The organism is Roseateles depolymerans (assembly GCF_003387155.1).
Taxonomy (GTDB): Bacteria; Pseudomonadota; Gammaproteobacteria; order Burkholderiales; family Burkholderiaceae_C; genus Roseateles; species Roseateles depolymerans.
In genome coordinates this window covers 217,585-239,969 of the sequence record NZ_QUMT01000003.1, presented here as the reverse complement: position 1 = coordinate 239,969, position 22,385 = coordinate 217,585, and the positions used below count along the sequence as shown (strand labels likewise).

At 64.9% G+C, this 22,385-nt stretch carries 15 protein-coding genes; 9 read left to right on the top strand and 6 right to left on the bottom strand.

From position 1 onward, the window contains the following. Window positions 1-4 precede the first annotated feature (4 nt). From DES44_RS14870 to DES44_RS14840, 7 genes are all read left to right on the top strand, one after another. Window positions 5-2,224, top strand: coding sequence for a type IV pilus secretin PilQ (locus DES44_RS14870; RefSeq protein WP_058937206.1), 2,220 nt, complete (start codon window positions 5-7; stop codon window positions 2,222-2,224). Between the two features lie 9 nt (window positions 2,225-2,233). Continuing rightward, window positions 2,234-2,860, top strand: coding sequence for a shikimate kinase (locus DES44_RS14865; RefSeq protein ID WP_058933931.1), 627 nt, complete (start codon window positions 2,234-2,236; stop codon window positions 2,858-2,860). After that, complete coding sequence (gene aroB / locus DES44_RS14860; RefSeq protein WP_083525343.1) at window positions 2,857-4,047, top strand: 3-dehydroquinate synthase; 1,191 nt, start codon at window positions 2,857-2,859, stop codon at window positions 4,045-4,047. The genes DES44_RS14865 and aroB overlap by 4 nt, the downstream gene beginning before the upstream one ends. A gap of 51 nt (window positions 4,048-4,098) precedes the next feature. Further along, on the top strand, window positions 4,099-5,238 hold the full coding sequence (locus DES44_RS14855) for a deoxyguanosinetriphosphate triphosphohydrolase (RefSeq protein WP_058933933.1): 1,140 nt from the start codon (window positions 4,099-4,101) through the stop codon (window positions 5,236-5,238). A 657-nt stretch (window positions 5,239-5,895) separates the two neighbouring features. Then, entirely contained in the window at window positions 5,896-6,597 is a 702-nt protein-coding gene (locus tag DES44_RS14850; RefSeq protein ID WP_058933934.1) for a transposase, read from the top strand. 195 nt (window positions 6,598-6,792) lie between these two features. Continuing rightward, window positions 6,793-11,526: a glutamate synthase-related protein gene (locus tag DES44_RS14845; protein WP_058937207.1), complete on the top strand. Its 4,734-nt coding sequence runs from the start codon at window positions 6,793-6,795 to the stop codon at window positions 11,524-11,526. Between the two features lie 40 nt (window positions 11,527-11,566). Beyond that, window positions 11,567-13,042 (top strand): glutamate synthase subunit beta, encoded by a 1,476-nt coding sequence (locus tag DES44_RS14840; RefSeq protein WP_058933935.1) that lies wholly within the window; start codon window positions 11,567-11,569, stop codon window positions 13,040-13,042. 179 nt (window positions 13,043-13,221) lie between these two features. Here DES44_RS14840 and DES44_RS14835 read toward each other — a convergent pair whose 3' ends face one another. The 6 genes from DES44_RS14835 to DES44_RS14810 all read right to left on the bottom strand — a co-directional run bounded on the left by DES44_RS14835 (window position 13,222) and on the right by DES44_RS14810 (window position 20,458). Then, a complete protein-coding gene (locus DES44_RS14835) occupies window positions 13,222-17,040 on the bottom strand; it encodes a pilus assembly protein (RefSeq protein WP_058933936.1) in 3,819 nt (1,272 codons plus the stop codon). 8 nt (window positions 17,041-17,048) lie between these two features. Continuing rightward, window positions 17,049-17,612 (bottom strand): hypothetical protein, encoded by a 564-nt coding sequence (locus DES44_RS14830; RefSeq protein WP_058933937.1) that lies wholly within the window; start codon window positions 17,610-17,612, stop codon window positions 17,049-17,051. An 86-nt stretch (window positions 17,613-17,698) separates the two neighbouring features. Next, window positions 17,699-18,922, bottom strand: a complete 1,224-nt coding sequence (locus DES44_RS14825; protein WP_058933938.1) for a PilW family protein — start codon at window positions 18,920-18,922, stop codon at window positions 17,699-17,701. Between the two features lie 2 nt (window positions 18,923-18,924). Beyond that, window positions 18,925-19,332, bottom strand: a complete 408-nt coding sequence (locus DES44_RS14820) for a type IV pilus modification PilV family protein (RefSeq protein WP_170156681.1) — start codon at window positions 19,330-19,332, stop codon at window positions 18,925-18,927. Next, window positions 19,329-19,964, bottom strand: coding sequence for a prepilin-type N-terminal cleavage/methylation domain-containing protein (locus tag DES44_RS14815; protein WP_058933940.1), 636 nt, complete (start codon window positions 19,962-19,964; stop codon window positions 19,329-19,331). Before DES44_RS14815 ends, DES44_RS14820 begins: the two co-directional genes overlap by 4 nt. Continuing rightward, window positions 19,955-20,458 (bottom strand): type IV pilin protein, encoded by a 504-nt coding sequence (locus tag DES44_RS14810; RefSeq protein WP_083525344.1) that lies wholly within the window; start codon window positions 20,456-20,458, stop codon window positions 19,955-19,957. Before DES44_RS14810 ends, DES44_RS14815 begins: the two co-directional genes overlap by 10 nt. 257 nt (window positions 20,459-20,715) lie before the next feature. On the opposite strand from DES44_RS14810, the gene DES44_RS14805 reads away from it, so the two are divergent. Both DES44_RS14805 and mlaE read left to right on the top strand, forming a co-directional pair. Next, on the top strand, window positions 20,716-21,561 hold the full coding sequence (locus tag DES44_RS14805; protein ID WP_058933941.1) for an ABC transporter ATP-binding protein: 846 nt from the start codon (window positions 20,716-20,718) through the stop codon (window positions 21,559-21,561). Next, window positions 21,558-22,346: a lipid asymmetry maintenance ABC transporter permease subunit MlaE gene (mlaE, locus tag DES44_RS14800; RefSeq protein WP_058933942.1), complete on the top strand. Its 789-nt coding sequence runs from the start codon at window positions 21,558-21,560 to the stop codon at window positions 22,344-22,346. Before DES44_RS14805 ends, mlaE begins: the two co-directional genes overlap by 4 nt. Window positions 22,347-22,385 lie beyond the last annotated feature (39 nt).

Here is a 22,385-nt window from a genome sequence, read left to right as displayed (position 1 = left end):
TTCCATGAGCGCCCGAACCAGCGGCCCGTCGATCAACGGAGCCAGCCAGCCCAAGACCCGTACTGCCAATTGGCGAGTGCTGGCATGCGCCCTGGGCCTGGCGGCCCTGATGCCGGTGCAGGCCTTCGCACAGAATCTGATCCGTTCCATCACCTCGACGCAGCAGTCCGGCAATGATGTCGTGCGCATCGAGCTGTCCAAGCCGCTGCAGGACCTGCCCAAGGGCTTCGCCGTGCAGGTGCCTCCGCGCATCGCGCTGGACCTGCCGGGCGTGAGCAATGGCATGGGCCGCAATCTGGTGGACATCAACACCGGCAACATGCGCACGGCCAATGTGGCGCAGGCCGGTGACCGGACTCGCGTGGTGCTGAACCTGCGTCAGGCCAGCACCTATCGCGCCCAGCTGCAGGACAACTCCCTGCTGATCTTCCTGGATGCTGCCCCGGCTCCGCAGCCGACGGCCAATGCAGAAGCGAGCAACGGTGTCACCACCGAACCGCTGCATTTCGCACCCAGCCAGAACAGCGGTGTGCAGGCGCTGCAGGACATCGACTTCCGCCGTGGCGCCGATGGCGCCGGCCGTGTGATCGTCAACCTGCCCAGCAGCCAGATCGGCGTGGACATCCAGCAGCAAGGCAAGAGCCTGGTGGTGGAATTCCCGCGCAGCTCGCTGCCGGAGCGTCTGCGTCGTCGCATGGACGTGACCGATTTCGGCACGCCGGTGGACAGCGTGGTGGCGACCCAGCAGGGCGATCGTGTCCGCGTGACCGTCACGCCGCGTGGCAACTGGGAGCACAGCGCCTACCAGAGCGACAACCAGTTCGTGCTGGAAGTGCGTCCGCAGAAGGTTGATCCCAACAAGCTGACGCAAGGCCCTGGTTATGCCGGCGACAAGCTCAGCCTGAACTTCCAGAACATTGAAGTCCGCGCCCTGCTGCAGGTGATCGCCGATTTCACCAACTTCAACGTCGTGACCAGCGATGCGGTGACCGGCAACGTGACCCTGCGTCTGAAGGACGTGCCGTGGGACCAGGCGCTGGACATCATCCTGCAAGCCAAGGGCCTGGGCCTGCGCAAGAACGGCAATGTGCTGTGGATTGCGCCGAAGGAAGAACTGGCACTGAAGGAAAAGGCGGACCTGGAAGCCAAGGCGCAGGTCACGCAGCTCGAACCGCTGCGCACCCAGTCCTTCCAGCTCAACTACACGAAGGCTGAGGAAATTGCCAAGGGCCTGACCGGGCAAAACAGTGGCGGAGGTTCTTCCAGCGGTGGCAACAACAACACCAGCCGCATCCTGTCGCCCCGTGGCAGCCTGATCTACGAAACCCGGACCAACCAGCTGTTCATCAGCGACATTCCTTCCAAGCTGGAAGAGATCGCCGCGATGATTGCCAAGATCGACATCCCGGTGCGCCAGGTGCTGATCGAAGCCCGTATCGTGGAAGCGACCGACACCTTTGGCCGTTCGCTGGGTGTGAAGCTCGGCACGACCACTGGCATGGCGGGCGGCTACAGCCTGGGCGGTGGCAACAAGGTGGTGGTGGGCGGCACCTACAACGGTGTGGGTTACCAGACCGGCCAGGTGGAAACCAAGCCTGACTTCACCAGCAGCCAGTTCGTGAACTTCGGTGCCAACACCACGTCGGACGTGTTTGCCGGCGCCAACGCTGCGAACTTCGCCATCTCGCTGTTTGGCTCCAGCGCCAGCCGCTTCCTGAACCTGGAACTGTCGGCCCTGGAATCGGACGGCAAGGGCAAGATCGTGTCGAGCCCGCGTGTCGTCACGGCGGACCAGACCAAGGCGCTGATCGAGCAGGGTGAAGAAATTCCGTACCAGCAGGCCACCTCGAGTGGTGCCACCTCGGCGACCTTCAAGAAGGCCGTGCTGAAGCTGGAAGTCACGCCGCAGATCACGCCGGAAGGCAACGTGATCCTGACCGTGGACGTCAACAAGGACAGCCGCGGTACCCTGACGACCATGGGTTATGCCATCAACAACAAGCATGTGCAGACCCTGGTGCTGGTGGAAAACGGCGGCACGGTGGTGATCGGCGGTATCTACACGCAGGACGAGCAGGAATCCGAGAACAAGGTGCCTTACCTGGGTGACATCCCGCTGCTGGGCAACCTGTTCAAGAACCGCGCCCGTACCTCCAACAAGACCGAACTGCTGATCTTCATCACGCCCAAGGTGGTGAGCGACCGGGTGACGGCCGCTCGCTGATCGGGCTGGATGAAGCTGTCCCTGGTCGGCATGCCCGGCGGTGGTAAGTCCACCGTCGGCCGTCTGCTGGCCAGACAGCTCGGAACTTCCTTCGTGGATTCCGACGCCGAGATTGAAAAACAGCTCGGCGGCGAAACGATCAAGGACTACTTCGCCCGCAAGGGCGAATCGTCGTTTCGGGATCTTGAAAGCCGTGTCATCGGAGAGTTGCTCAAGGTGCCCGGTGAGATGGTGCTGGCCACCGGGGGTGGCGCGGTGTTGCGGGACATCAACCGCGACCGGCTGCACCAGCATTCGACGGTGGTCTACCTTCGCTCCTCGCCGGACGAACTCTTCCGCCGGCTGCGGCATGACACGACGCGCCCTCTGTTGCAGGGGGGCAATCCCCTGGCCAAGCTGCGTGAGCTGTACGGCCAGCGTGATCCGCTCTATAGGCGCTGCGCTCACTTCGTGCTGGAGACCAGTCGCCCGTCGGTCAATGGGCTGGTCAACATGATTTTGATGCAGCTGGAATTGGCCGGCTTGATCGATCCGGCCCGCGTGGCCGCGACGGTGGGGGCCCATCCCCCGGCCGCCCCTCGCGCGGGGGAGGCTTCGGAGTCCGGCGGCGATGCCCCGTACACTCCGGGGACATGAGCCCTTCCGTTCCGTCTTCTGTCCCTCCCTCCGCTCCGGCCTCGGCTGTGCCCGCTTCCCCTGCCTCTGCAGGGACGGCGCAGGCTGCCTGTGTGTCCATCGATCTGGGCGACCGCAGCTATGACATCCACATCGCGCCCGGGCTGCTCGACCAGCCGCAGACCTGGTCTGGACTGCCTCGCGCCTCCACGGCCCTGATCGTCACCAACGAGGTCGTGGCGCCGCTGTATCTGGCGCGTCTGCGCGAGCGGCTCTCGGGCGTGTACGGGCGGGTGGAAAGCCTGGTGCTTCCGGATGGCGAAGCCCAGAAGAGCTGGGACAGCCTGGACCGCATCATCGACCATCTGCTGGCCGTTGCGGCCGACCGCAAGACGGTGCTGTTTGCGCTGGGCGGCGGTGTCATCGGGGACCTGACCGGCTTCGCGGCGGCCATCTACATGCGCGGCGTGCCGTTTGTGCAGGTGCCCACCACCTTGCTGGCCCAGGTGGATTCGTCGGTGGGTGGCAAGACGGCCATCAACCACCCGCGCGGCAAGAACATGGTGGGGGCCTTCTACCAGCCGGTGAGGGTGGTGGCCGACCTCGACACCCTGGACACCTTGCCGGACCGAGAGCTGTCCGCGGGACTGGCCGAAATCATCAAGTACGGTCCGATTGCCGATGCCGCGTTCCTGGACTGGATCGAGCAGAACCTGCCCGCACTGAGGGCCCGCGACAAAGCAGCCCTGGCCTATGCCGTGCAGCGCAGCTGCGAGATCAAGGCCTGGGTGGTGGGTCAGGACGAGCGCGAGTCTGGCCTGCGTGCCATTCTCAACTTTGGCCACACCTTCGGCCACGCCATCGAGACTGGCATGGGCTACGGCGCCTGGTTGCACGGTGAGGCGGTGGGTTGCGGCATGGTGCTGGCGTCGGACCTTTCGGCTCGTCTGGGCCTGGTGCCGACGGCCTTTGTGGATCGCATGAAGCGTCTCATCCAGGCGGCTGGCTTGCCGGTGGTGGCACCCGCCCTTGGCCTGAACCGCTACCTGGAACTGATGCAGGTCGACAAGAAGAACGAGGGCGGTGACATCCGCTTTGTGGTGATCGAAGGCCTGGGTCAAGCGGGCGTTCGAAGCGCCCCCACCGAACTGGTGGCCGAGGTTCTGGCCACCCATTGCGACCCTGCTGCTGGCGCACCGGCCCCATGACTGACCGGAACCGGCGCCGACCTATCCTCTGAGACGCCCGACATTCCTGCCATGACCGACACGCCGCGTGCTTCCTATGCTTCTCACCCTGCACACAGCCGCGGTCGGCGTTTTCCGGAGCGGCCGGCGCCCACGCGCAGCGACTTCCAGCGGGACCGGGATCGCATCGTTCACAGCAGCGCTTTCCGGCGACTTGTCTACAAGACGCAGGTCTTCCTCAACCATGAAGGCGACCTGTTCCGCACCCGCCTGACCCACTCGTTGGAGGTGGCCCAACTGGGCCGCTCCATTGGCCGCAGCCTGGGCCTGGACGAAGACCTCATCGAAACCGTCGCCCTGGCGCACGACCTGGGCCATACCCCATTTGGCCATGCGGGCCAGGACGTGCTCAACGACTGCATGCAGGCGCACGGTGGCTTCGAGCACAACCTCCAGTCCTTGCGGGTGGTCGATCAACTCGAGCAACGCTACCCGCAGTTCGACGGCCTCAACCTCAGCTTTGAAAGCCGGGAGGGCATCCTCAAGCACTGCAGCAAACGCGATGCACTGCGACTGGAAGCGCTTGAGCCCGGCGGTGTCGCAGCGCGCTTCCTGACGGGAGGCCAACCCAGCCTGGAAGCCCAGCTCTGCAACCTGGCGGACGAAGTGGCCTACAACGCCCATGACGTCGACGATGGTGTCCGCTCCGGTCTCATCACGCTCGAGCAACTGGAGCAGGTGCCCCTGGTCAAGCGCTTCCTCGACGACACGCTGACCGAGTTCCCCCACCTCACCGGCAAGCGACTGCTCGCGGAGACCATCCGCCGCATGCTGTCCGAACAGGTCTACGACATCATCGCCGCAACCCGCGCCGCCATTGAGCATGCCGGCATCACCACCGCCGACGACGCACGTGCAGCCGGCCCACTGGTTCGCTTCACTCCGGACATGCGGCACGCCAGCACCGAGCTCAAGCGCTTCCTCTTCGCCAACCTCTACCGCCATGCGGCGGTGGCGGAAAAACGGGCCAGCGCCGAGGAAGTCCTGCGGGACCTCTTCCAGATCTACCTCTCCGACCCGTCCAAGCTCCCGCCCGACTGCGCCAACCCCGACGACCACCCAAGAGCCTGTGCCGACTACATCGCCGGCATGACGGACCGGTATGCGTTGCGGGAGCATGAGCGCCTCACCGGGAAAAAACTGTTCGGGTGATCGAGCGACCGACTGACCGAGTAACCGAGTGATCGCGGCCCTCGGGCGCGGGTGGGTCCAAGCACCTGCGCAAGGGGAGGATGATCGTGAGGGCGCTGGTCTTGATGGGGGTGAGGGGCTGCGGCCTTTGCCTTGACATCGATGGTGCCGTGACACCACCTTTCCGTGAGCCGTGAGCCGTGAGCCGTGAGCCGTGAGCCGTGAGCCGTGAGCCGTGAGCCGTGAGCCGTGAGCCGTGAGCCGTGAGCTGGGCCCTGGGCCCTGAGCCCTGAGCCCTGAGCCCTGAGCCCTGAGGGTGGCGATGGGCCGCGGTGGTCATTTGCGGCTGGTTGTTGGTGGAGGAGCTCGGTTCGAGAAAGCCGCTGGCTGGGGCCCTTTCACGGAAGTCAAGAAGGGAATGGCCCGCGAAGCGGGACAGGAATGACATGGAGTGAAAGGGCCCCAGCCAGTGGCTTTCGGGCGCAGTCAGGGAACCGAGCCTCCAAGCCCGCAACTTCCCGAGCGCAGTCAGAGAACCGAGCCTCAAGCCAGTGGCTTTCGAGCGCAGTCAGGAAACCGAGCCTCCAAGCCCACAACTTCCCGAGCGAAGTCAGAGAACCGAGCCCCCAACAAGCCGAGCATAATTGGGGACAGACTCCACGCCCCCGGAAGAGCCCCATGGCCCGCCTCCCCCGCCTCGCGCTAGCGAACCACCTGCACCACGTCATCCACCGCGGCCACAACCTCCAGCCGATTGCGCATGACGACGACGACCGCCGGTTGTTGATGGCGGCGCTGCAGGACTGCGCCGCCACGTACCGGGTGGCGATCCATGCGTATGTGTTGATGCCGAACCACCTGCATCTCTTGGCGACCCCTACCAGCGACGAGGGGTTGTCCCGAATGATGCAGGCCTTGGGCCGTCGCTACGTGGCGGCATTCAACCAGCGCCACCAACGAGTGGGCACCCTCTGGGAAGGCCGCTTCAGAGCTGCTCCTGTCGAAGCTGCCGCATTCCTGCTGCCGCTGATGCGCAGCATTGAACTCAACCCCTTGCGCGCCGGCCTTGCCACCGACCCAGCGGACTACCCGTGGTCCTCGGCCGCGCACCACCTGGGCCGCCGCCGCGACCCACTCATCAGCGACCCGCCGGACTTCTGGGCTCTGGGTAACACCCCCTTCGAGCGCGAGCTCACCTGGCGCCGCTGGTTGGAGGAGGGGGAAGTCGAAGCTGACCGCCAGCGCCTGGTGGATGCGGCGCTCAAGGGCTGGCCCCTCGGCTCCCCGTCCTTCCTGGCCGCGCTCGCCGAACTCAGCCCCCGCCCCACCGCGCCCCGCCCCCGCGGCCGCCCCCGCAAATCTCAATCTGTCCCCAATTAAAAGACAAGCTTCACTACGCCAGACCATAAATCGACACTGACCCCATTTAGTTCTGCTTGTCTGCGCCCCCCGGCGTTGCTAACCTGCGCGGGTTTCCCAAGAACCCCCTGGAGGCCACCGATGTCGGCAGCTCAACACCCGCAGGCGAATTCCACCGCTCCCGCCACCGTCCTGACCGACACAGCCGCCCCGGCCGTGACCACTGCCGACGAGATCCGCTCCCTCGCGGACCATGGCCTCTACCGCCCGTCGAACGAAAAGGACGCCTGCGGCCTGGGTTTCGTCGCCCACATCAAAGGCCAGAAGAACCACCACATCGTCCAGCAGGGTCTGAAGATCCTCGAAAACCTGGACCACCGCGGCGCCGTGGGGGCCGACAAGCTGATGGGCGACGGCGCCGGCATCCTCATCCAGATTCCCGACGAGTTCTACCGCGCTGAAATGGCCCAGCAGGGCGTCGTCCTGCCCCCGCCGGGTGAATACGGCGTCGGCATGATCTTCCTGCCCAAGGAACATGCCTCGCGCCTGGCCTGCGAACAGGAACTCGCCCGCGCCATCAAGGCCGAAGGCCAGGTGCTGCTCGGCTGGCGCGACGTGCCGGTGGACCGGGACATGCCCATGTCGCCCACCGTGCGGGAAAAAGAACCCATCATCCGCCAGATCTTCATCGGCCGCGGTCCGGACATCATCGTGCCCGACGCGCTCGAGCGGAAGCTCTACGTCATCCGCAAGACGGCCTCCAGCGCCATCCAGGCGCTCAAGCTCACCCACAGCCGCGAGTACTACGTGCCCAGCATGAGCTGTCGCACCGTCATCTACAAAGGCCTGCTGCTGGCCGACCAGGTGGGCAAGTACTACAAGGACCTGGCCGACCCGCGCGTCGTGTCCGCCATTGCCCTGGTCCACCAGCGCTTCTCCACCAACACCTTCCCCGAATGGCCGCTGGCCCACCCCTACCGCATGGTGGCCCACAACGGCGAAATCAACACCGTCAAGGGCAACTTCAACTGGATGCGCGCCCGCGAGGGCGTCATGAAGTCCCCGGTGCTGGGCGACGACCTGAAGAAGCTCTACCCGATCAGCTTCGAGCACCAGTCCGACACGGCCACCTTCGACAACGCCATCGAACTGCTGACCATGTCCGGCTACCCGCTGGCCCATGCCGCCATGATGATGATCCCCGAGGCCTGGGAACAGCATGAGCTGATGGACGAGCGCCGCCGCGCGTTCTACGAATATCACGCCGCCATGATGGAACCCTGGGACGGCCCGGCCGCCATGGTCTTCACCGACGGCCGCCAGGTCTGCGCCGCGCTGGACCGCAACGGCCTGCGTCCCGCCCGCTACTGGGTGACCGATGACGACATGGTGGTGCTCGCCTCCGAATCCGGCGTGCTGCCCATCCCCGAGTCCCGCGTCGTCAAGAAGTGGCGCCTGCAACCCGGCAAGATGTTCCTGATCGACCTGGAGCAGGGCCGCATCATCGACGACGAAGAGCTCAAGACCCAGTACGCCAACGCGCGCCCCTACCGGCAGTGGATCGAGAACGTCCGCGTCAAGCTGCACGACATCCCGGCGCCGGCCGCCACCCCCACCGAATTCCCCGCCTCGCTGCTGGACCGCCAGCAGGCCTTTGGCTTCACCCAGGAAGACATCAAGTTCCTGCTGGCCCCGATGGCGGTGAACGGGGAAGAGGGCATCGGCTCCATGGGCAACGACTCGCCGCTGGCGGTGCTGTCCGACAAGAACAAGCCGCTCTACAACTACTTCAAGCAGCTGTTCGCCCAGGTCACCAACCCGCCGATCGACCCGATCCGCGAGAACATCGTGATGTCGCTCAACAGCTTCATCGGCCCCAAGCCGAACCTGCTGGACATCAACGCCATCAACCCGCCGATGCGCCTGGAAGTGACCCAGCCGGTGCTGGACTTCGAGGACATGGCCCGCCTGCGCGCCATCGAATCGCACACCAACGGCAAGTTCAAGCCGTACGAGCTGGACATCACCTATCCGCTGGCCTGGGGCCGCGAAGGGGTGGAGGCGCAACTGGCCTCGCTGTGCGCTGAAACCGTGGACGCCATCCGCGGCGGCCACAACATCCTGATCATCACCGACCGTCGCCTGGGTGCCGACCGCGTCGCCATCCCGGCGCTGCTGGCGCTGTCCGCCGTCCACCACCATCTGGTGCGTGAGGGCCTGCGCACCACCGCCGGTCTGGTGGTGGAGACCGGCACGGCGCGTGAAGTGCACCACTTCGCCGTGCTGGCTGGTTTCGGCGCGGAGGCGGTCCATCCCTACCTCGCGCTGGAGACCATCAGCGCCATGCATGCCGAGCTGCCGGCCAGCCTGTCGGCCGACAAGGCGGTCTACAACTACATCAAGGCGGTGGGCAAGGGTCTGTCGAAGATCATGTCCAAGATGGGCATCTCGACCTACATGTCCTACTGCGGCGCGCAGATCTTCGAAGCCATCGGCCTGCAGAGTGACTTTGTCGCCAAGTACTTCCGCGGCACGCCCACGCAGGTCGGCGGCATCGGTGTGTTCGAGGTGGCGGAAGAGGCGCTGCGCCTGCATCGGGCAGCATTCGGCGACGACCCGGTGCTGGAGACCATGCTGGACGCCGGCGGCGAATATGCCTGGCGCACCCGTGGTGAAGAGCACATGTGGACGCCGGATGCCATCGCCAAGCTGCAGCACAGCACCCGCTCCGGCAAGTTCGACACCTACAAGGAATATGCGCAACTGATCAACGACCAGAGCCGTCGCCACATGACGCTGCGCGGCCTGTTCGAGTTCAAGTTCGACCCGGCCAAGGCCATTCCGCTGGAAGAGGTGGAATCCGCCGCGGACATCGTCAAGCGCTTTGCCACCGGCGCCATGTCGCTGGGCTCGATCTCCACCGAGGCCCATGCGACGCTGGCCGTGGCCATGAACCGCATCGGCGGCAAGAGCAACACCGGTGAAGGCGGCGAAGATCCCGCCCGCTACCGCAATGAACTCAAGGGCATCCCGATCGCGCAGGGCACCAAGGTGTCCGACGTGGTGGGCCCTCGCGTCATCGAGGTCGACTACGAACTCAAGGCCGGTGACTCGCTGCGCTCGCGCATCAAGCAGGTGGCTTCGGGGCGGTTTGGTGTGACCACCGAATACCTGGTCAGCGCTGACCAGATCCAGATCAAGATGGCCCAGGGCGCCAAGCCGGGCGAGGGCGGTCAGTTGCCCGGCGGCAAAGTCACCGACTACATCGGCTTCCTGCGCCACTCGGTGCCGGGCGTCGGCCTGATCTCGCCCCCGCCGCACCACGACATCTATTCCATCGAAGACCTGGCCCAGCTCATCCACGATTTGAAGAACGTCAACCAGCGGGCTGACATTTCGGTCAAGCTGGTGTCCGAAGTCGGCGTGGGCACGATTGCCGCGGGCGTGGCCAAGGCCAAGGCGGACCACATCGTGATCGCCGGCCATGATGGCGGCACGGGCGCATCGCCCTGGTCCTCGATCAAGCATGCCGGGACGCCGTGGGAGCTGGGCCTGGCCGAAGCGCAGCAGACCCTGGTGCTCAACCGCCTGCGCGGGCGTGTGCGGGTACAGGCCGACGGCCAGATGAAGACGGGTCGGGACGTCGTCATCGGCGCCCTGCTGGGGGCGGATGAATTCGGCTTCGCCACCGCACCGCTGGTGGTGGAGGGCTGCATCATGATGCGCAAGTGCCACCTCAACACCTGCCCGGTCGGCGTGGCCACGCAGGACCCGCTGCTGCGCAAGAAGTTCACCGGCCAGCCGGAACATGTCGTCAACTACTTCTTCTTCGTGGCCGAGGAAGCGCGCCAGATCATGGCGCAGCTGGGCATCCGCAAGTTCGACGAACTGATCGGCCGCTCCGACCTGCTGGACACCCGCAAGGGCATCAGCCACTGGAAGGCGAAGGGCCTGGATTTCAGCCGCGTGTTCCATCGTCCGGAACTGCCGGCCGAAGTGGCCCGCCTGCACAACGATCATCAGGACCATGGCCTGGAAAAGGCCCTGGACGTGAAGCTGATCGAGAAGTGCCTGCCCGCCTTCGACAAAGGCGAAAAGGTGCAGTTCATGCAGGAAGTGACCAACGTGCGCCGCACGGTGGGCGCGATGCTGTCGGGCGAGCTGATCCGTCGCAAGCCGGAAGGTCTGCCGGACCACACCATCTTCATCCAGTTCGAAGGCACCGGCGGCCAGAGCTTCGGCTCGTTCCTGGCCCCGGGCATCACCTTCTACCTGATCGGGGATGCCAACGACTACACCGGCAAGGGCCTGTCGGGCGGGCGCATCGTCGTGCGACCGTCGATCGACTTCCGCGGGGACGCCACCAAGAACATCATCGTGGGCAACACGGTGCTGTACGGGGCGACCAAGGGCGAGGCCTTCTTCCGCGGTGTGGCCGGCGAGCGTTTTGCGGTGCGCCTGTCCGGCGCCACGGCTGTCGTGGAAGGCACCGGCGACCATGGCTGCGAATACATGACCGGCGGCACGGTGGTGGTGCTGGGCAAGACCGGCCGCAACTTCGCGGCCGGCATGAGCGGCGGCATTGCCTACGTCTTTGACGAGGACGGCCAGTTCGCCAAGCGCTGCAACACCAGCATGGTGAGCCTGGACAAGCTGCTGCCCGCCCACGAGCAGGAAGCCACCGTGGACCGTGGCATCTGGCACCACGCCGGTGACGGCGAAGGCAAGACCGACGAAGTCCTGCTGCGCAAGCTGATCGAGGACCACCACCGCTGGACCGGCAGCCAGCGTGCGCGCGACATCCTCGACCACTGGGCCGAATCCCGCGCCAAGTTCGTCAAGGTGTTCCCGAACGAATACCGCCGTGCCCTGGGCGAGATCAATGCCGCCAAGGAAACCGCCGCCACCATCGCCCATGCCAAGGCCCCTGCGGCCAAGGCCAAGGTCTGATGGGCCGCTGACGACAACACAGGATCAGGAGAAGACCGACATGGGAAAAGTCACCGGCTTCATGGAGTACGAGCGGCTGGAAGAGGGGTATGCCCCCGTCGCCGTCCGTCTGAAAAACTACAAGGAATTCGTCATCGGGCTGACGGCCGAGCAGGCCAAGCAGCAAGCGGCGCGATGCATGGACTGCGGCACGCCGTTTTGCAACAGCGGCTGCCCGGTCAACAACATCATTCCGGACTTCAATGACCTCGTCTACCGCAACAGCGAGGCCGACTGGAAGAGCGCCATTGCGGTGCTCCACTCGACCAACAACTTCCCCGAATTCACTGGCCGCATCTGCCCCGCGCCCTGCGAGGCGGCCTGCACGCTGAATGTGAATGACGATGCGGTCGGCATCAAGTCGATTGAACACGCCATCATCGACCGCGCCTGGGCGGAAGGCTGGGTCACGCCGCGCCCGCCCAAGGTCAAGACCGGCAAGACGGTGGCGATCGTCGGCTCCGGCCCGGCGGGCCTGGCGGCGGCGCAGCAACTGGCGCGCGCCGGCCACAGCGTGACGGTGTTCGAGAAGAACGACCGCGTGGGCGGCCTGCTGCGCTACGGCATTCCCGACTTCAAGATGGAGAAGAGCCACATCGACCGCCGCGTCGCGCAGATGGAGGCCGAAGGCGTGGTGTTCCGCACCGGCGTGATGGTGGCTCATCTGCCGGAAGGCTCCAAGGTCACCAACTGGGCCAAGGACGTGGTCTCCGCCGGTGAGCTGATGCAGCAGTTCGACGCTGTGCTGCTGGCCGGTGGTGCGGAGCAGTCCCGCGACCTGCCGGTGCCGGGCCGTGAGTTGGCGGGCGTGCACTTCGCCATGGAGTTCCTGCCGCAGCAGAACAAGCTCAATGCCGGCGACAAGCTGAAGAACCAGCTGCGGGCCGACGACAAGCATGTGATCGTGATCGGCGGCGGCGACACCGGCAGCGACTGCGTCGGCACCAGCAACCGCCACGGCGCCAAGAGCGTGACGCAATTCGAGCTGCTGCCCCAGCCGCCTGAAGTGGAAGACCGTCCGCTGACCTGGCCCTATTGGCCGATCAAGCTGCGCACCTCGTCCAGCCATGAAGAAGGCTGCGAGCGCGAATTCGCGATCGCGACCAAGGAGTTCATCGGCGAGAAGGGCAAGGTCACCGGCGTGAAGACGGTGCGGGTGCAATGGGTGGGCGGCAAGATGGTCGAGGTGGAAGGCTCGGAGCAGGTGCTCAAGGCCGACTTGGTGCTGCTGGCCATGGGCTTTGTGTCGCCGGTTGCGTCGATTGTGGAGGCGTTTGGCGTGACCAAGGACGCGCGGGGCAATGCCAAGGCCACGACCGATTTCAACGGCGGCTATCGGACCAACGTCGCCAAGGTGTTCACCGCCGGCGACATGCGTCGGGGCCAGTCCCTGGTGGTCTGGGCCATCCGCGAAGGCCGCCAGGCGGCACGGGCGGTGGATGAGTTCCTGATGGGGGACAGCGAGCTGCCGCGCTGAAGGCGCACGGCCGCAGCAGACTGCGGCGCGCTGCACCCGTCGCATGCCGGCGCCCTGCAAGGGGCAGCGGCATGCCCAAAGAAAAAAGGCCTTCGTCGTGAGACGAAGGCCTTTTTGCTGGTCAGACCCCGGAGCGCCGGGGTCGGTGGTGCCCGAGGTTTCCCCCGGGCCATGCCGCATCAGTTGCGCAGCGGGATTTCGCGCCAGTTGATCAGGCGAGCCGTGCCGCCGCCCCCGGTCAGTTTCTTGCCGAGCGCCTTGTCGCCGTTCTCGGTCACATCCTTCTCCGGATCCTTGGGATCTTCGTTGCCCGACACCGTGGCATACACCTCGCCGTCAAATTGCACAATCCGCGCAGTGGTGGCCAGGAAGTTCACCTGTTCCTTGTAGACACCGCCGCTCGCCAGATCAATCAGGAAGGCCCACGACGTTGCCGACGTCGAGCATCCGCCATTGACGGTCGTTGGCTGAATGGCTGCAAACAGCACGTAGTTGGCGTACCCGTCAGCATCCGAGATCACCCGGTAGCCCGTGGTGTTGAGCGACGTCTTGAGGTCAATGAAGAAGCCGGCCTTGGTGTTGCCCAGTTGGCTGCCCGAGGTGCTCAGGTCAACCAGGTCATGTCGGCCCACATTGCTCTCCAGGATGGGATAGGAAACGCCAGTGGGCAGCGACGTGGCGGTGTAGCTGTTGTTGCCGCCATCGCGAATCATGTAGAGCCGGTTCAGGTCGGTGCTGTTGATGTCGTCGGTGGAGAGCAGGCGGCCAGTACCGACCGAGACCCAGCGCCAACCCGTACTGGGGTCCACGTGAATCTTGGGGGCACTGGTCACGGACAGTTCCTTACCGTTGATGTCCGTCAGCTTGGCGATCTTCACCGGGGCCGGGATGTTGGTGCTGCCGCCCGACACATCCAGGCGCCACAGGTTGCCGCGCAGGTCGCCGCCATAGATCGTTTCGGCGGTCAGGTCCGAACTGTCCGGATGCCAGGCGTTGATGTAGGTCAGGCCAGTCGGGTTGGACGTGGAGCCGTCGTCGACCGTACCGGTCACGCCCGTCGTGGGCAGGGCCACGCGCTTGAGCAGTTGACCTGTGCGGGCATTGAGGATCACGAAGGCACCCTTGCCGTCCGGTGTGTTCAGGCCGGAGCCCACCACGACCACCCAGCCGTAGCCCTTGATCTTGGTGATGATCGGCTTGCCGTAGACGAAGCCCATGTTGGCATCGGTGTACTCCCACAGCACGCGGGTGGCGGCGTTGGCCTCCGACGAGGTGGAATCCGCCGTCGTCAGGTCCAGGGCCCACACGCTGCGGCCACCCTTGCCCAGACCGCCCACGGCGATGCTGCGCCAGTCATTGCCCGAGGCGCTGGTGCCAGACGTCTTGTTGAAGTCCACTTCGCCCACGGTGATCTTGCCGTTCACCAGGTAGCGGTGCGCATAGTCCGGATTGCCGACGGCGGCGATGCCGTCCACGCTGGGGGTGTTGCTGGGACCGGTGATGGCCGCGTTGGGCACGAAGGCAAACAATTCCTTGCCCGCGGTGGTGCCGGTCAAGGTTCCGTTGATCACATGCACCATGCCGGCGTTGGTGCCGGCCAGGACGATATTGGGCCGGTTGGCGTACGTCTTGGCGTGGCTGGAATATCCCGGATTGCCGGCGTCGGAGAGCGAGCCGTCTTCCAGCGAAGGCGGCCCCAGGACCGTGACGCCGCTTTCGCCGATGTCGCCGACCAGGCGGTTGGCGGTCCGCGTGCGATAGGCCAGCAAGCTGCCGGTGCCCACCGCATTTTGCTCGTTGGACTGATCGCCGCGCAGCCACTTCACATAGGTGTCGCCAGTGGCCACCTTGCTCCAGGTGGGCGTGACGGCCGTCTTCTGGGCGGCGGTCAGGCTGTTGTAGAGGAAGGACGTCCCGCTTTGGGTGGTGGGGTTGATGGTGACGATCCGTCGCTGGGCCCAACCGTCGCTGGTGGCACTCATCTGGGCGTACAGCTGGTCAGCAAAGTTCCAGCTGACCTTGTCGAACTTGATGGTCGCACCCACTTCGATGTCGCGAACGCCAGCAGCCCACACGTTGCCGGCCCAGGTGGAGGCATCGTAGGTGGTGCCGTAAGAGGCTTCACCGATCTTCAGGGTGGCGTCCACGGTCTGGAAGGACGATGTGGGCGCCTTGATGGAGCCGCCGATCGACGCGAAGGCCGTGACCAGACCGTCCACCATGGTGTCAGCCTTTGCGGCCGTGAAGTACGTGTCGGGGCGAAGCTGGTTGCCAACCTTGTCCGTCGCCGGACCCGTGTGCCACCAGGCGTCCTGGAAGTCCTTGGCAGCGATGTTGGTCGGATCGTAGCCGGTCGGGGCCGTGAAGCCGCCGTACTTGGCCGCCAGATAGAACTGGTTGTTGGCCACGTACTTCTGGTATTCCTGCACGTCCAGCCAGTAGGTCTTGATGGTCTGCCGGCCGCTCAAGTCCGACCGGATGTCCGTCGTGTTGGCGTAGTAGGCCATGCCGGCCATCAACGCGCCGTTGTTGGTGCAGCAACCGTTGTAGTTCTGCTTGGTGCCCAGGTCGGCGATGCCTTGCAGCGTGCCTACGCGGTTCGTCCACAGCACCGTATCCAGCGTGTCCGCTGTGACCGCGCCCGGCTTGGCCGGCTCCGAGTTGCCGGTGGCGCCTGGGAGATTACGGTCCGCGTGCGTGTTCACGTCCCCAATGCCCAGGATGAAGTTCTTCTGGCAGCTATAGAGGATGGGATCATTCCAGTCGGTGATCACCGGGAAGCCGTCGGCATACTTTTCCTTGGTGGCTTTGCTGGCACCGTTGTCGTTCGAATACTCCGGCACATTGCCCAGATTGCGGTAATAGCGCAGGGCCGCGTAATACAACTCGCCGACCGGGTCATAGGTCTTGTAGTTGCTGGTGGCGGTGCCAAACTTGTTCAGGTAGTTCATCACCCCGCTGTTGCTGATGGTGATGCCATAGGCATTGGCCGTGCTTGACGCATCCGTCGGATCCGGATTGATCGCCATGATGCCCGTCTTGGCGTCCCACTCCGCGTTACTGTTGTTGGTGGCCGGCGCGCCGGGAACCGGCTGGGTGGGGCCGACAAACTTCATGCGGGCGCGCAGCACGCCGCCGTCGCGGTTCACCGTGGCGTCGTTGAGGTAGCCGAAAGCACTGAAACGGACCTGATCGGAGTACTTCTGGATCAGACCTTCAGGCTTGTAGCCGCCGCTGTACTTGATGCAGTTGGCCTCAAGGCCGCCGGCAGCTTCCGAGGGCTCACAGACCTTCACCCGCACGCTCACTTCGTACACGGTGTCGGTGGAGGGCGTGGCTGGATTGTTGAACGCAGCCAGCGTCTTGGGGTTGTTGTTGTCACCGTCCTGGGTGAAGCGCATCTTGTTGCCCAGCCCCTGGATCCGCAGCTTGAGCTGCGTGAAGGCCAGGGGCGTGGCGCCGGTGATGTTGGCGTTGATCAGCCGGTCCGGGAAGTTGCTGGCGCCGCCCTGGCCGCTGGCCCAGGCTTTCTCGATGATGGTGGTGTCCGCAGTATCTTTGACCCGGGCGCCGCCCGTCAGGGCCCAGCGGAACGGGTCGATGGTTTGCATCGATGCCCAGTTCATGAAGTTGCCGCTCCACTTGTTATTGCACAAGTGGTTGGTGGCCTTGCCCGCCGGCTGGAAGTAGCGATCAGCCTCTACATCCGAATACACGTAGTTGTAGCACTTGTTCGGATCGAAGTAGCCGATGTAGTTGGTCGCCGGGTTGTAGGCCGTGTCCTGGTGGGTGTTGCTGACGGCCGTCGGATATTCCACCGACAGGGCCAGGGCCAGGTTGCCCGGCACCGAGGTGGCCGACAGCACGGGCTGGTCCGCCAGCTTGGTCTGGGCCTGGACCAGGCTCGATGCCAGCATGGACGTCGTCAGCGCCGCCGTCAGGGCGGTGGCCAAGGCCGCGCCGCCGAGCCGACGTGAAAGGGGAGGAATGTGGTTCATGAGAGGCCTTAGTTCGTCAAGGTCGCCTGATAGAACGATTGGGAGCCGCGCGGGCCGTCCACACGGACGGAGACGCGATAAACGGGCTTGGTGGGGGGCGGCACGCCCCCCTTGCTGTCGGTGCCGGTGGACACCGTCGTTGGGGTGAGGCAGTTGGTCGTATCAACGACGCCAGCGTTCTTGCACAGGCGGTCGATGACGTAATACATGGTGACCTGTGGCGGTGAGCCGGTACCGGCCGCAGGAGCTGTGGTGAGATCGACCACGTTGGTGGCAACGCCGAGCCCACCCACCGTGGTCGGGGACGTCCCCAGCAGCACGGTGGGAATGCCTTCCGGTGTGGTCGGCAGGATCGTGGCGCTGTAGTTCATCGCGGTACTGCTGTTCGACAGGGTGGCCGACGTGGCCCCGGTCAAGCTGGCCATGGCCTTGCGCAGGGCGACCTCGACCTGGTTGCTCATGTCGCGCTTCATGCCGATGTTGCCGGCGCCGGACAGGGTGGCGTTCATCGAGCGCAGGGCTGCGACGGCGCCGATCATCATGAGGGCCAGCGTGATGAGCGCGATGACCATGATGATGCCGCGTTGCCGGGCCGCAGTCGGAGTGCGCCCGGGCCGCGCATGTGGAAGGGGAACTCGCATCGAAATCATGACCTCGATCAATCCGGAGTAGTGGTTCTGAGGCTGGCCAGCTGGTTGCGCAGCGGCACGGTGAACTCCACCACCAGGTGACGACGCTGACGGTCGGTTACCTCGTAGTCGGTCCGCAGCGTGGTGGCCTGGCTGGTGAACAAGGTGAGCTTCTCCGGGGCGACGAAGAAGGTGGACCGAGTGGCGGTGGTTTTGGCGTTGCTCGACTGATCCTCGATGGTGTCGGAACGCAGCACCATGGCGATCTTGATGGCGACGATCTGACGTGCAATCGCCGAGTTGGTGGTGACGTTGGCGGCCGTGAAGCTACCCGTGCCAGGGCGCACCCAGGAATCGACCTTGCCGTCGCCGCTGGTGTCCACCCCGTAGAGGGTGCGCATCATCATGACGCCGTCGGTGATCGGGATCGGCTGGTTGCCGCCTGAGCCGCCATTGTTGAATCGCATCAGGTCATATCGCACCAGCTGATTGCTGCCATTGACGCCCAGCAGATGGAACATCGGCGGGTTGCCGTTGGACGCGTTGCCGATATTGAAGGCCTTCGCATTGACACTGGCGCTGGTGCCGCGGTCGTTCAACGCCTGTCCATTGATGACCGAAGCGTAGTAGGCGCCGTCCAGGTCAATGATGTCGGGCGTGGTGGCATTCAGGCCCTTGACCTGCTCGATCATGCAGGGGCGACCCTTCTCGGTGATCAGCAGCAGGTCATTCGCTTCGATGCCGACATTCGAGACCAACTGCAATTGGTTGGTGTTGACCGACTTGTATTTCAGCTGGGTGGACACTTCCCCCACGCCGCCGGTGGCGGTCATGATCTGGATGGTGTCCGAGTCCGTGCTGCCGGTGGCCGGATACACGGCCAGCGGCACCAGCGTGATGGCCTGGGGCACCGAGCCAAACGGGTCCGGCAGCGCAACCGGCGCGGGCAGGATCTGTGCGTTGCTCTTGGAGACGTTCAGCGCGCAGGCGAAGGTATCTTCATAGCCGTTGGTGAAACCCGAACCAGCGCTGCGGATCTGGCGGTCCAGGTCGTAGCTCAGGAAGGCCGAGGTGCCTGAGAGATCGGACGAGGTCGATTGCTCGCGCTTGGAGGTCTCGAACTTCTGGCTGAGCACACCCATGGTGATGATCAGGCCCATGCCGATCACCAAAGAGACCATGAGTTCGATCAGGCTGAAGCCCCGCGACCGGCGGGCGCCCTGGGCGGGCTGAGGAAGGCGGTGCAGCATCATGATTAGTTGTTCAGCCGGACGTCCGTGAAGTACTGGCGCTGTCTGCCGCCGGGCGGTGTCCAGGTGATGGTGATCCGCGCAAAGTTGGTGGAGTCAGGCTGGGTGATCGTGCCCACGCCGCCGGCCAGGCCGGCATCGGTGGCATTGGCCACGCGGGCCTTCCAGGCGGTCTGCACGTCGGTGGGCACGACAACCGTGCCGGTCAGCCACATCTGGGTGGCCATTTCATTGGCCAGCGAAGCCGCCCGCTGGGCATCGTCCGTGGCAATGGTGACCTGGGAGGCCTTGGCCATGACGGACACCAGGCCCAGCAGGCCCAGAGTCATCACCAGGACCGCGCAGAGGATTTCGATCAGCGTCATGCCGCGAGCGCGGCGACGGGCGCGAGGAGGACGAGAGGAACGTGTCATGACGTGGTCGCCTGGTTGGCCAGCGGGCATCCATCCGGTGCAGCGGTGGACAGACGGGTGGGATCACAGGTGCGCACTGCGCCCCCCAGGTTCAACCAGACCTGCAGCTTCTTTGTGTTGCTGGTCGTGGTGGTGGGGCTCACACCGAAGATGATCTGGCTGTCGGTGCCGGTGGTGCAGGCGGCGCCCACACCGGTGACCGTGGCGCTCAGCGCGGTGGGCCGACCTGCGGCGCTGAAGCACACGGCCGTGGGGCCGGCGATCGACACCAGCGGGGCGGCTTCGGTCAGGCTGCCGCACTTGATGGCCGATGCGCTTTCCGTGGAGACCAGCGGCAGCATCTTCATCACCCAACGCGTGCCGCTGGTGGACACCTGTTCGTTGCCGGTGCAGGTGGTGGCGGCAGTGCGGAAGAACACCACCTGGCGGAAGCTGCGGTTGGCCTCACCCTGCGCTTCCTTGAGCGCGATCTGGAGGTTGGTGGCCGTGGTGCGGATCTGGGCGTTGTTGGACCAGCTCTTGAGCCCGGGCATCGCATACGCGCTGACGATGGCGATGATGGCAATGACCACCATCAGCTCCAGCAGCGTCAGGCCCTGCTGACCTGGCTGACGGTGGATGTTCAGGTGCATGAGTCACCCTTCTTGGTGATCCACTTCGTGCCGTTGCTGGTCAACGGGCAGGAGACCTGCCACGCAGCGGGCGCCGGGGAGGCGATGGTGGTGGCCTTCGTGTCCGACTGGTTCACCTGGTAGGTGAATCCGTTCACGTTGCCGCTGCCCACCGCGCTGATGATGTAGGTGGTGGCCGTGAGGTTGGACGACTGGCAACTGATGGTGAACTTGCCAACGGTCTGGCTGGTGAGGCAGGGCGGGCTGGCGGTCGTGCCCACCGCCTGGTAAGTGCGGTAGTCCTGGTAGTAGCGCTCCATGTCGGCGCGGACATTGGTCAGCCCGGTGACCGCATCGGTCACGGAACCGCGGATGACGTAGTCGCGGTAGGCCGGCAATGCAATTGCCACCAGCACCCCAATGATCGCCACCACAATCATCAACTCGATGAGGGTGAAACCGCGCTGACCTGCTTTGGTCAGTCGCCCAATCTTGCTTTGTAGAGTCCCAGCCATTTATCACTCCTGTTAGGGGGAAATTATCGACAGCGACATGATGAAGGCGAGGCCGCTCATCGCGCCTCGGGTTCCGCCCGTCTTATGGGGGGCGTGAACTGTGAACTTCGTCACAACTCCTCCGAAGGGGCCGCGTCAAGTGCCTTTGCGCGACTGTCGCAATTCCTCCGCGCCCCAGATGAGCTCCGGCATCAATCCGGGCTTTACCCTATGATCCCGGCTCCCGGTCGGACGCTCGTCCGCCGAACTCATCGACAATGGCATTCACCGATCCCCATCCCACCACTCCAGCCGGTCCTCTGATTGAAGTTAGGGATGTGACCTGCGGATATGCAGATCGCATCATCCTGAGCAACGTCAATCTGAGCCTTGCTCGCGGCAAGGTGTTGGCGCTGATCGGCTCGTCCGGCGGCGGCAAGACCACCTTGCTTCGGCTGCTGACGCGTCAGCTCAAGCCGATCTCCGGTCAGGTGCTCTTTGACGGGCAGGACCTGGCACCGATGAAGCAGGACCAGCTCTACGCCCAGCGGCGACGCATGGGCATGCTGTTCCAGTTTGGTGCACTGTTCAGCGACCTCAGCGTGTTCGAGAACGTGGCCTTTCCGCTGCGGGAACACACCCGTTTGTCGGAGGCCATGATTCGGGACCTGGTGCTGATGAAGCTCAATGCCGTCGGTCTGCGCGGGGCCCGCGATCTCATGCCGAACGAGATCTCCGGCGGCATGGCGCGGCGGGTGGCGCTGGCTCGCGCCATCGCGCTGGACCCCGACCTGGTGCTGTACGACGAGCCCTTCGCCGGGCTGGATCCGATCTCGCTAGGTGTGACCGCCCGGCTCATCCGCGATCTCAATGACGCCCTGGGCCTGACCAGCGTCATCGTCACCCACGACCTGCACGAGACCTTCGCCATCGCCGACCATGTGGTGATGGTGGCCAACGGCGGCGTGGTCGCCCAGGGCTCGCCGGAGGAGCTCAAGGCCAGCGACGACCCCCTGGTGCGCCAGTTCGTGAATGCGCAGCCGGACGGACCGGTGCGTTTCCATCAACCGGCGCCGACGATGCAGAACGATTTCGGGCTGCCCGAACCTGAGGAGACCGCATGAATGCGGTGACGAATGCAGCAGCCGCGATCGGTCGCGGGCTGCGTCTGAAACTGGTGGACTGGGGCGCCTCCACCCGGCTGCTGGGCCTGCTGCTGCTGGGCCTGGGCGGCTGCCTGCGCCGCTTCGTGCTGGTGCGGGAGCAGGTCTTTTATCTGGGCAACCGGTCGCTGTCCATCATCGGTGTGTCCGGCCTGTTCGTGGGCTTCGTGCTGGCGCTGCAGGGCTATTACACCTTGCAGCGTTATGGCTCCGCTGAAGCCGTGGGTCTGCTGGTGGCGCTGAGCCTGGTGCGCGAACTGGGTCCGGTGGTGGCCGCGCTGCTGTTCGCCGGCCGCGCAGGCACGTCGCTGACGGCGGAAATCGGCCTCATGAAGTCGGATGAAGTCCTCACCGCCATGGAAATGATGGCGGTGGACCCCATCCAGCGGGTGCTGGCCCCCCGTTTCTGGGGCGGTTTCATCGCCATGCCCCTGCTGGCGGCCGTTTTCTCGGCGGTGGGCATCATCGGCGGATGGCTGGTGGCGGTGCCCTTGATCGGCGTGGATGCCGGCTCGTTCTGGTCCCAGATGCAGGGCGGCGTGGACGTCTTTGCCGATGTGGGCAACGGCGTCATCAAGAGCGTGGTCTTCGGCATCACCGTCAGCTTCGTGGCGCTGCTGCAGGGCTATACCTGCAAGCCCACGCCCGAGGGCGTGGCGGCGGCCACCACCCGGACGGTGGTCATGTCGTCCCTGGCCGTGCTGGCCCTGGACTTCATGCTGACCGCCATGATGTTCTCGATCTGAGTGGCCGGCTGTCCACTCCGCTCGCTGTTTGAGTTCGTT

Bases quoted from the DNA above. Each gene is read 5' to 3' on its own strand.
- DES44_RS14870 (WP_058937206.1), top strand. From the start codon at position 5: ATGAGCGCCCGAACCAGCGGCCCGTCGATCAACGGAGCCAGCCAGCCC.
- DES44_RS14865 (WP_058933931.1), top strand. From the start codon at position 2,234: ATGAAGCTGTCCCTGGTCGGCATGCCCGGCGGTGGTAAGTCCACCGTC.
- aroB (WP_083525343.1), top strand. From the start codon at position 2,857: ATGAGCCCTTCCGTTCCGTCTTCTGTCCCTCCCTCCGCTCCGGCCTCG.
- DES44_RS14855 (WP_058933933.1), top strand. From the start codon at position 4,099: ATGACCGACACGCCGCGTGCTTCCTATGCTTCTCACCCTGCACACAGC.
- DES44_RS14850 (WP_058933934.1), top strand. From the start codon at position 5,896: ATGGCCCGCCTCCCCCGCCTCGCGCTAGCGAACCACCTGCACCACGTC.
- DES44_RS14840 (WP_058933935.1), top strand. From the start codon at position 11,567: ATGGGAAAAGTCACCGGCTTCATGGAGTACGAGCGGCTGGAAGAGGGG.
- DES44_RS14835 (WP_058933936.1), bottom strand. From the start codon at position 17,040: ATGAACCACATTCCTCCCCTTTCACGTCGGCTCGGCGGCGCGGCCTTG.
- DES44_RS14830 (WP_058933937.1), bottom strand. From the start codon at position 17,612: ATGGTCATCGCGCTCATCACGCTGGCCCTCATGATGATCGGCGCCGTC.
- DES44_RS14825 (WP_058933938.1), bottom strand. From the start codon at position 18,922: ATGATGCTGCACCGCCTTCCTCAGCCCGCCCAGGGCGCCCGCCGGTCG.
- DES44_RS14820 (WP_170156681.1), bottom strand. From the start codon at position 19,332: ATGACACGTTCCTCTCGTCCTCCTCGCGCCCGTCGCCGCGCTCGCGGC.
- DES44_RS14815 (WP_058933940.1), bottom strand. From the start codon at position 19,964: ATGCACCTGAACATCCACCGTCAGCCAGGTCAGCAGGGCCTGACGCTG.
- DES44_RS14810 (WP_083525344.1), bottom strand. From the start codon at position 20,458: ATGGCTGGGACTCTACAAAGCAAGATTGGGCGACTGACCAAAGCAGGT.
- DES44_RS14805 (WP_058933941.1), top strand. From the start codon at position 20,716: ATGGCATTCACCGATCCCCATCCCACCACTCCAGCCGGTCCTCTGATT.
- mlaE (WP_058933942.1), top strand. From the start codon at position 21,558: ATGAATGCGGTGACGAATGCAGCAGCCGCGATCGGTCGCGGGCTGCGT.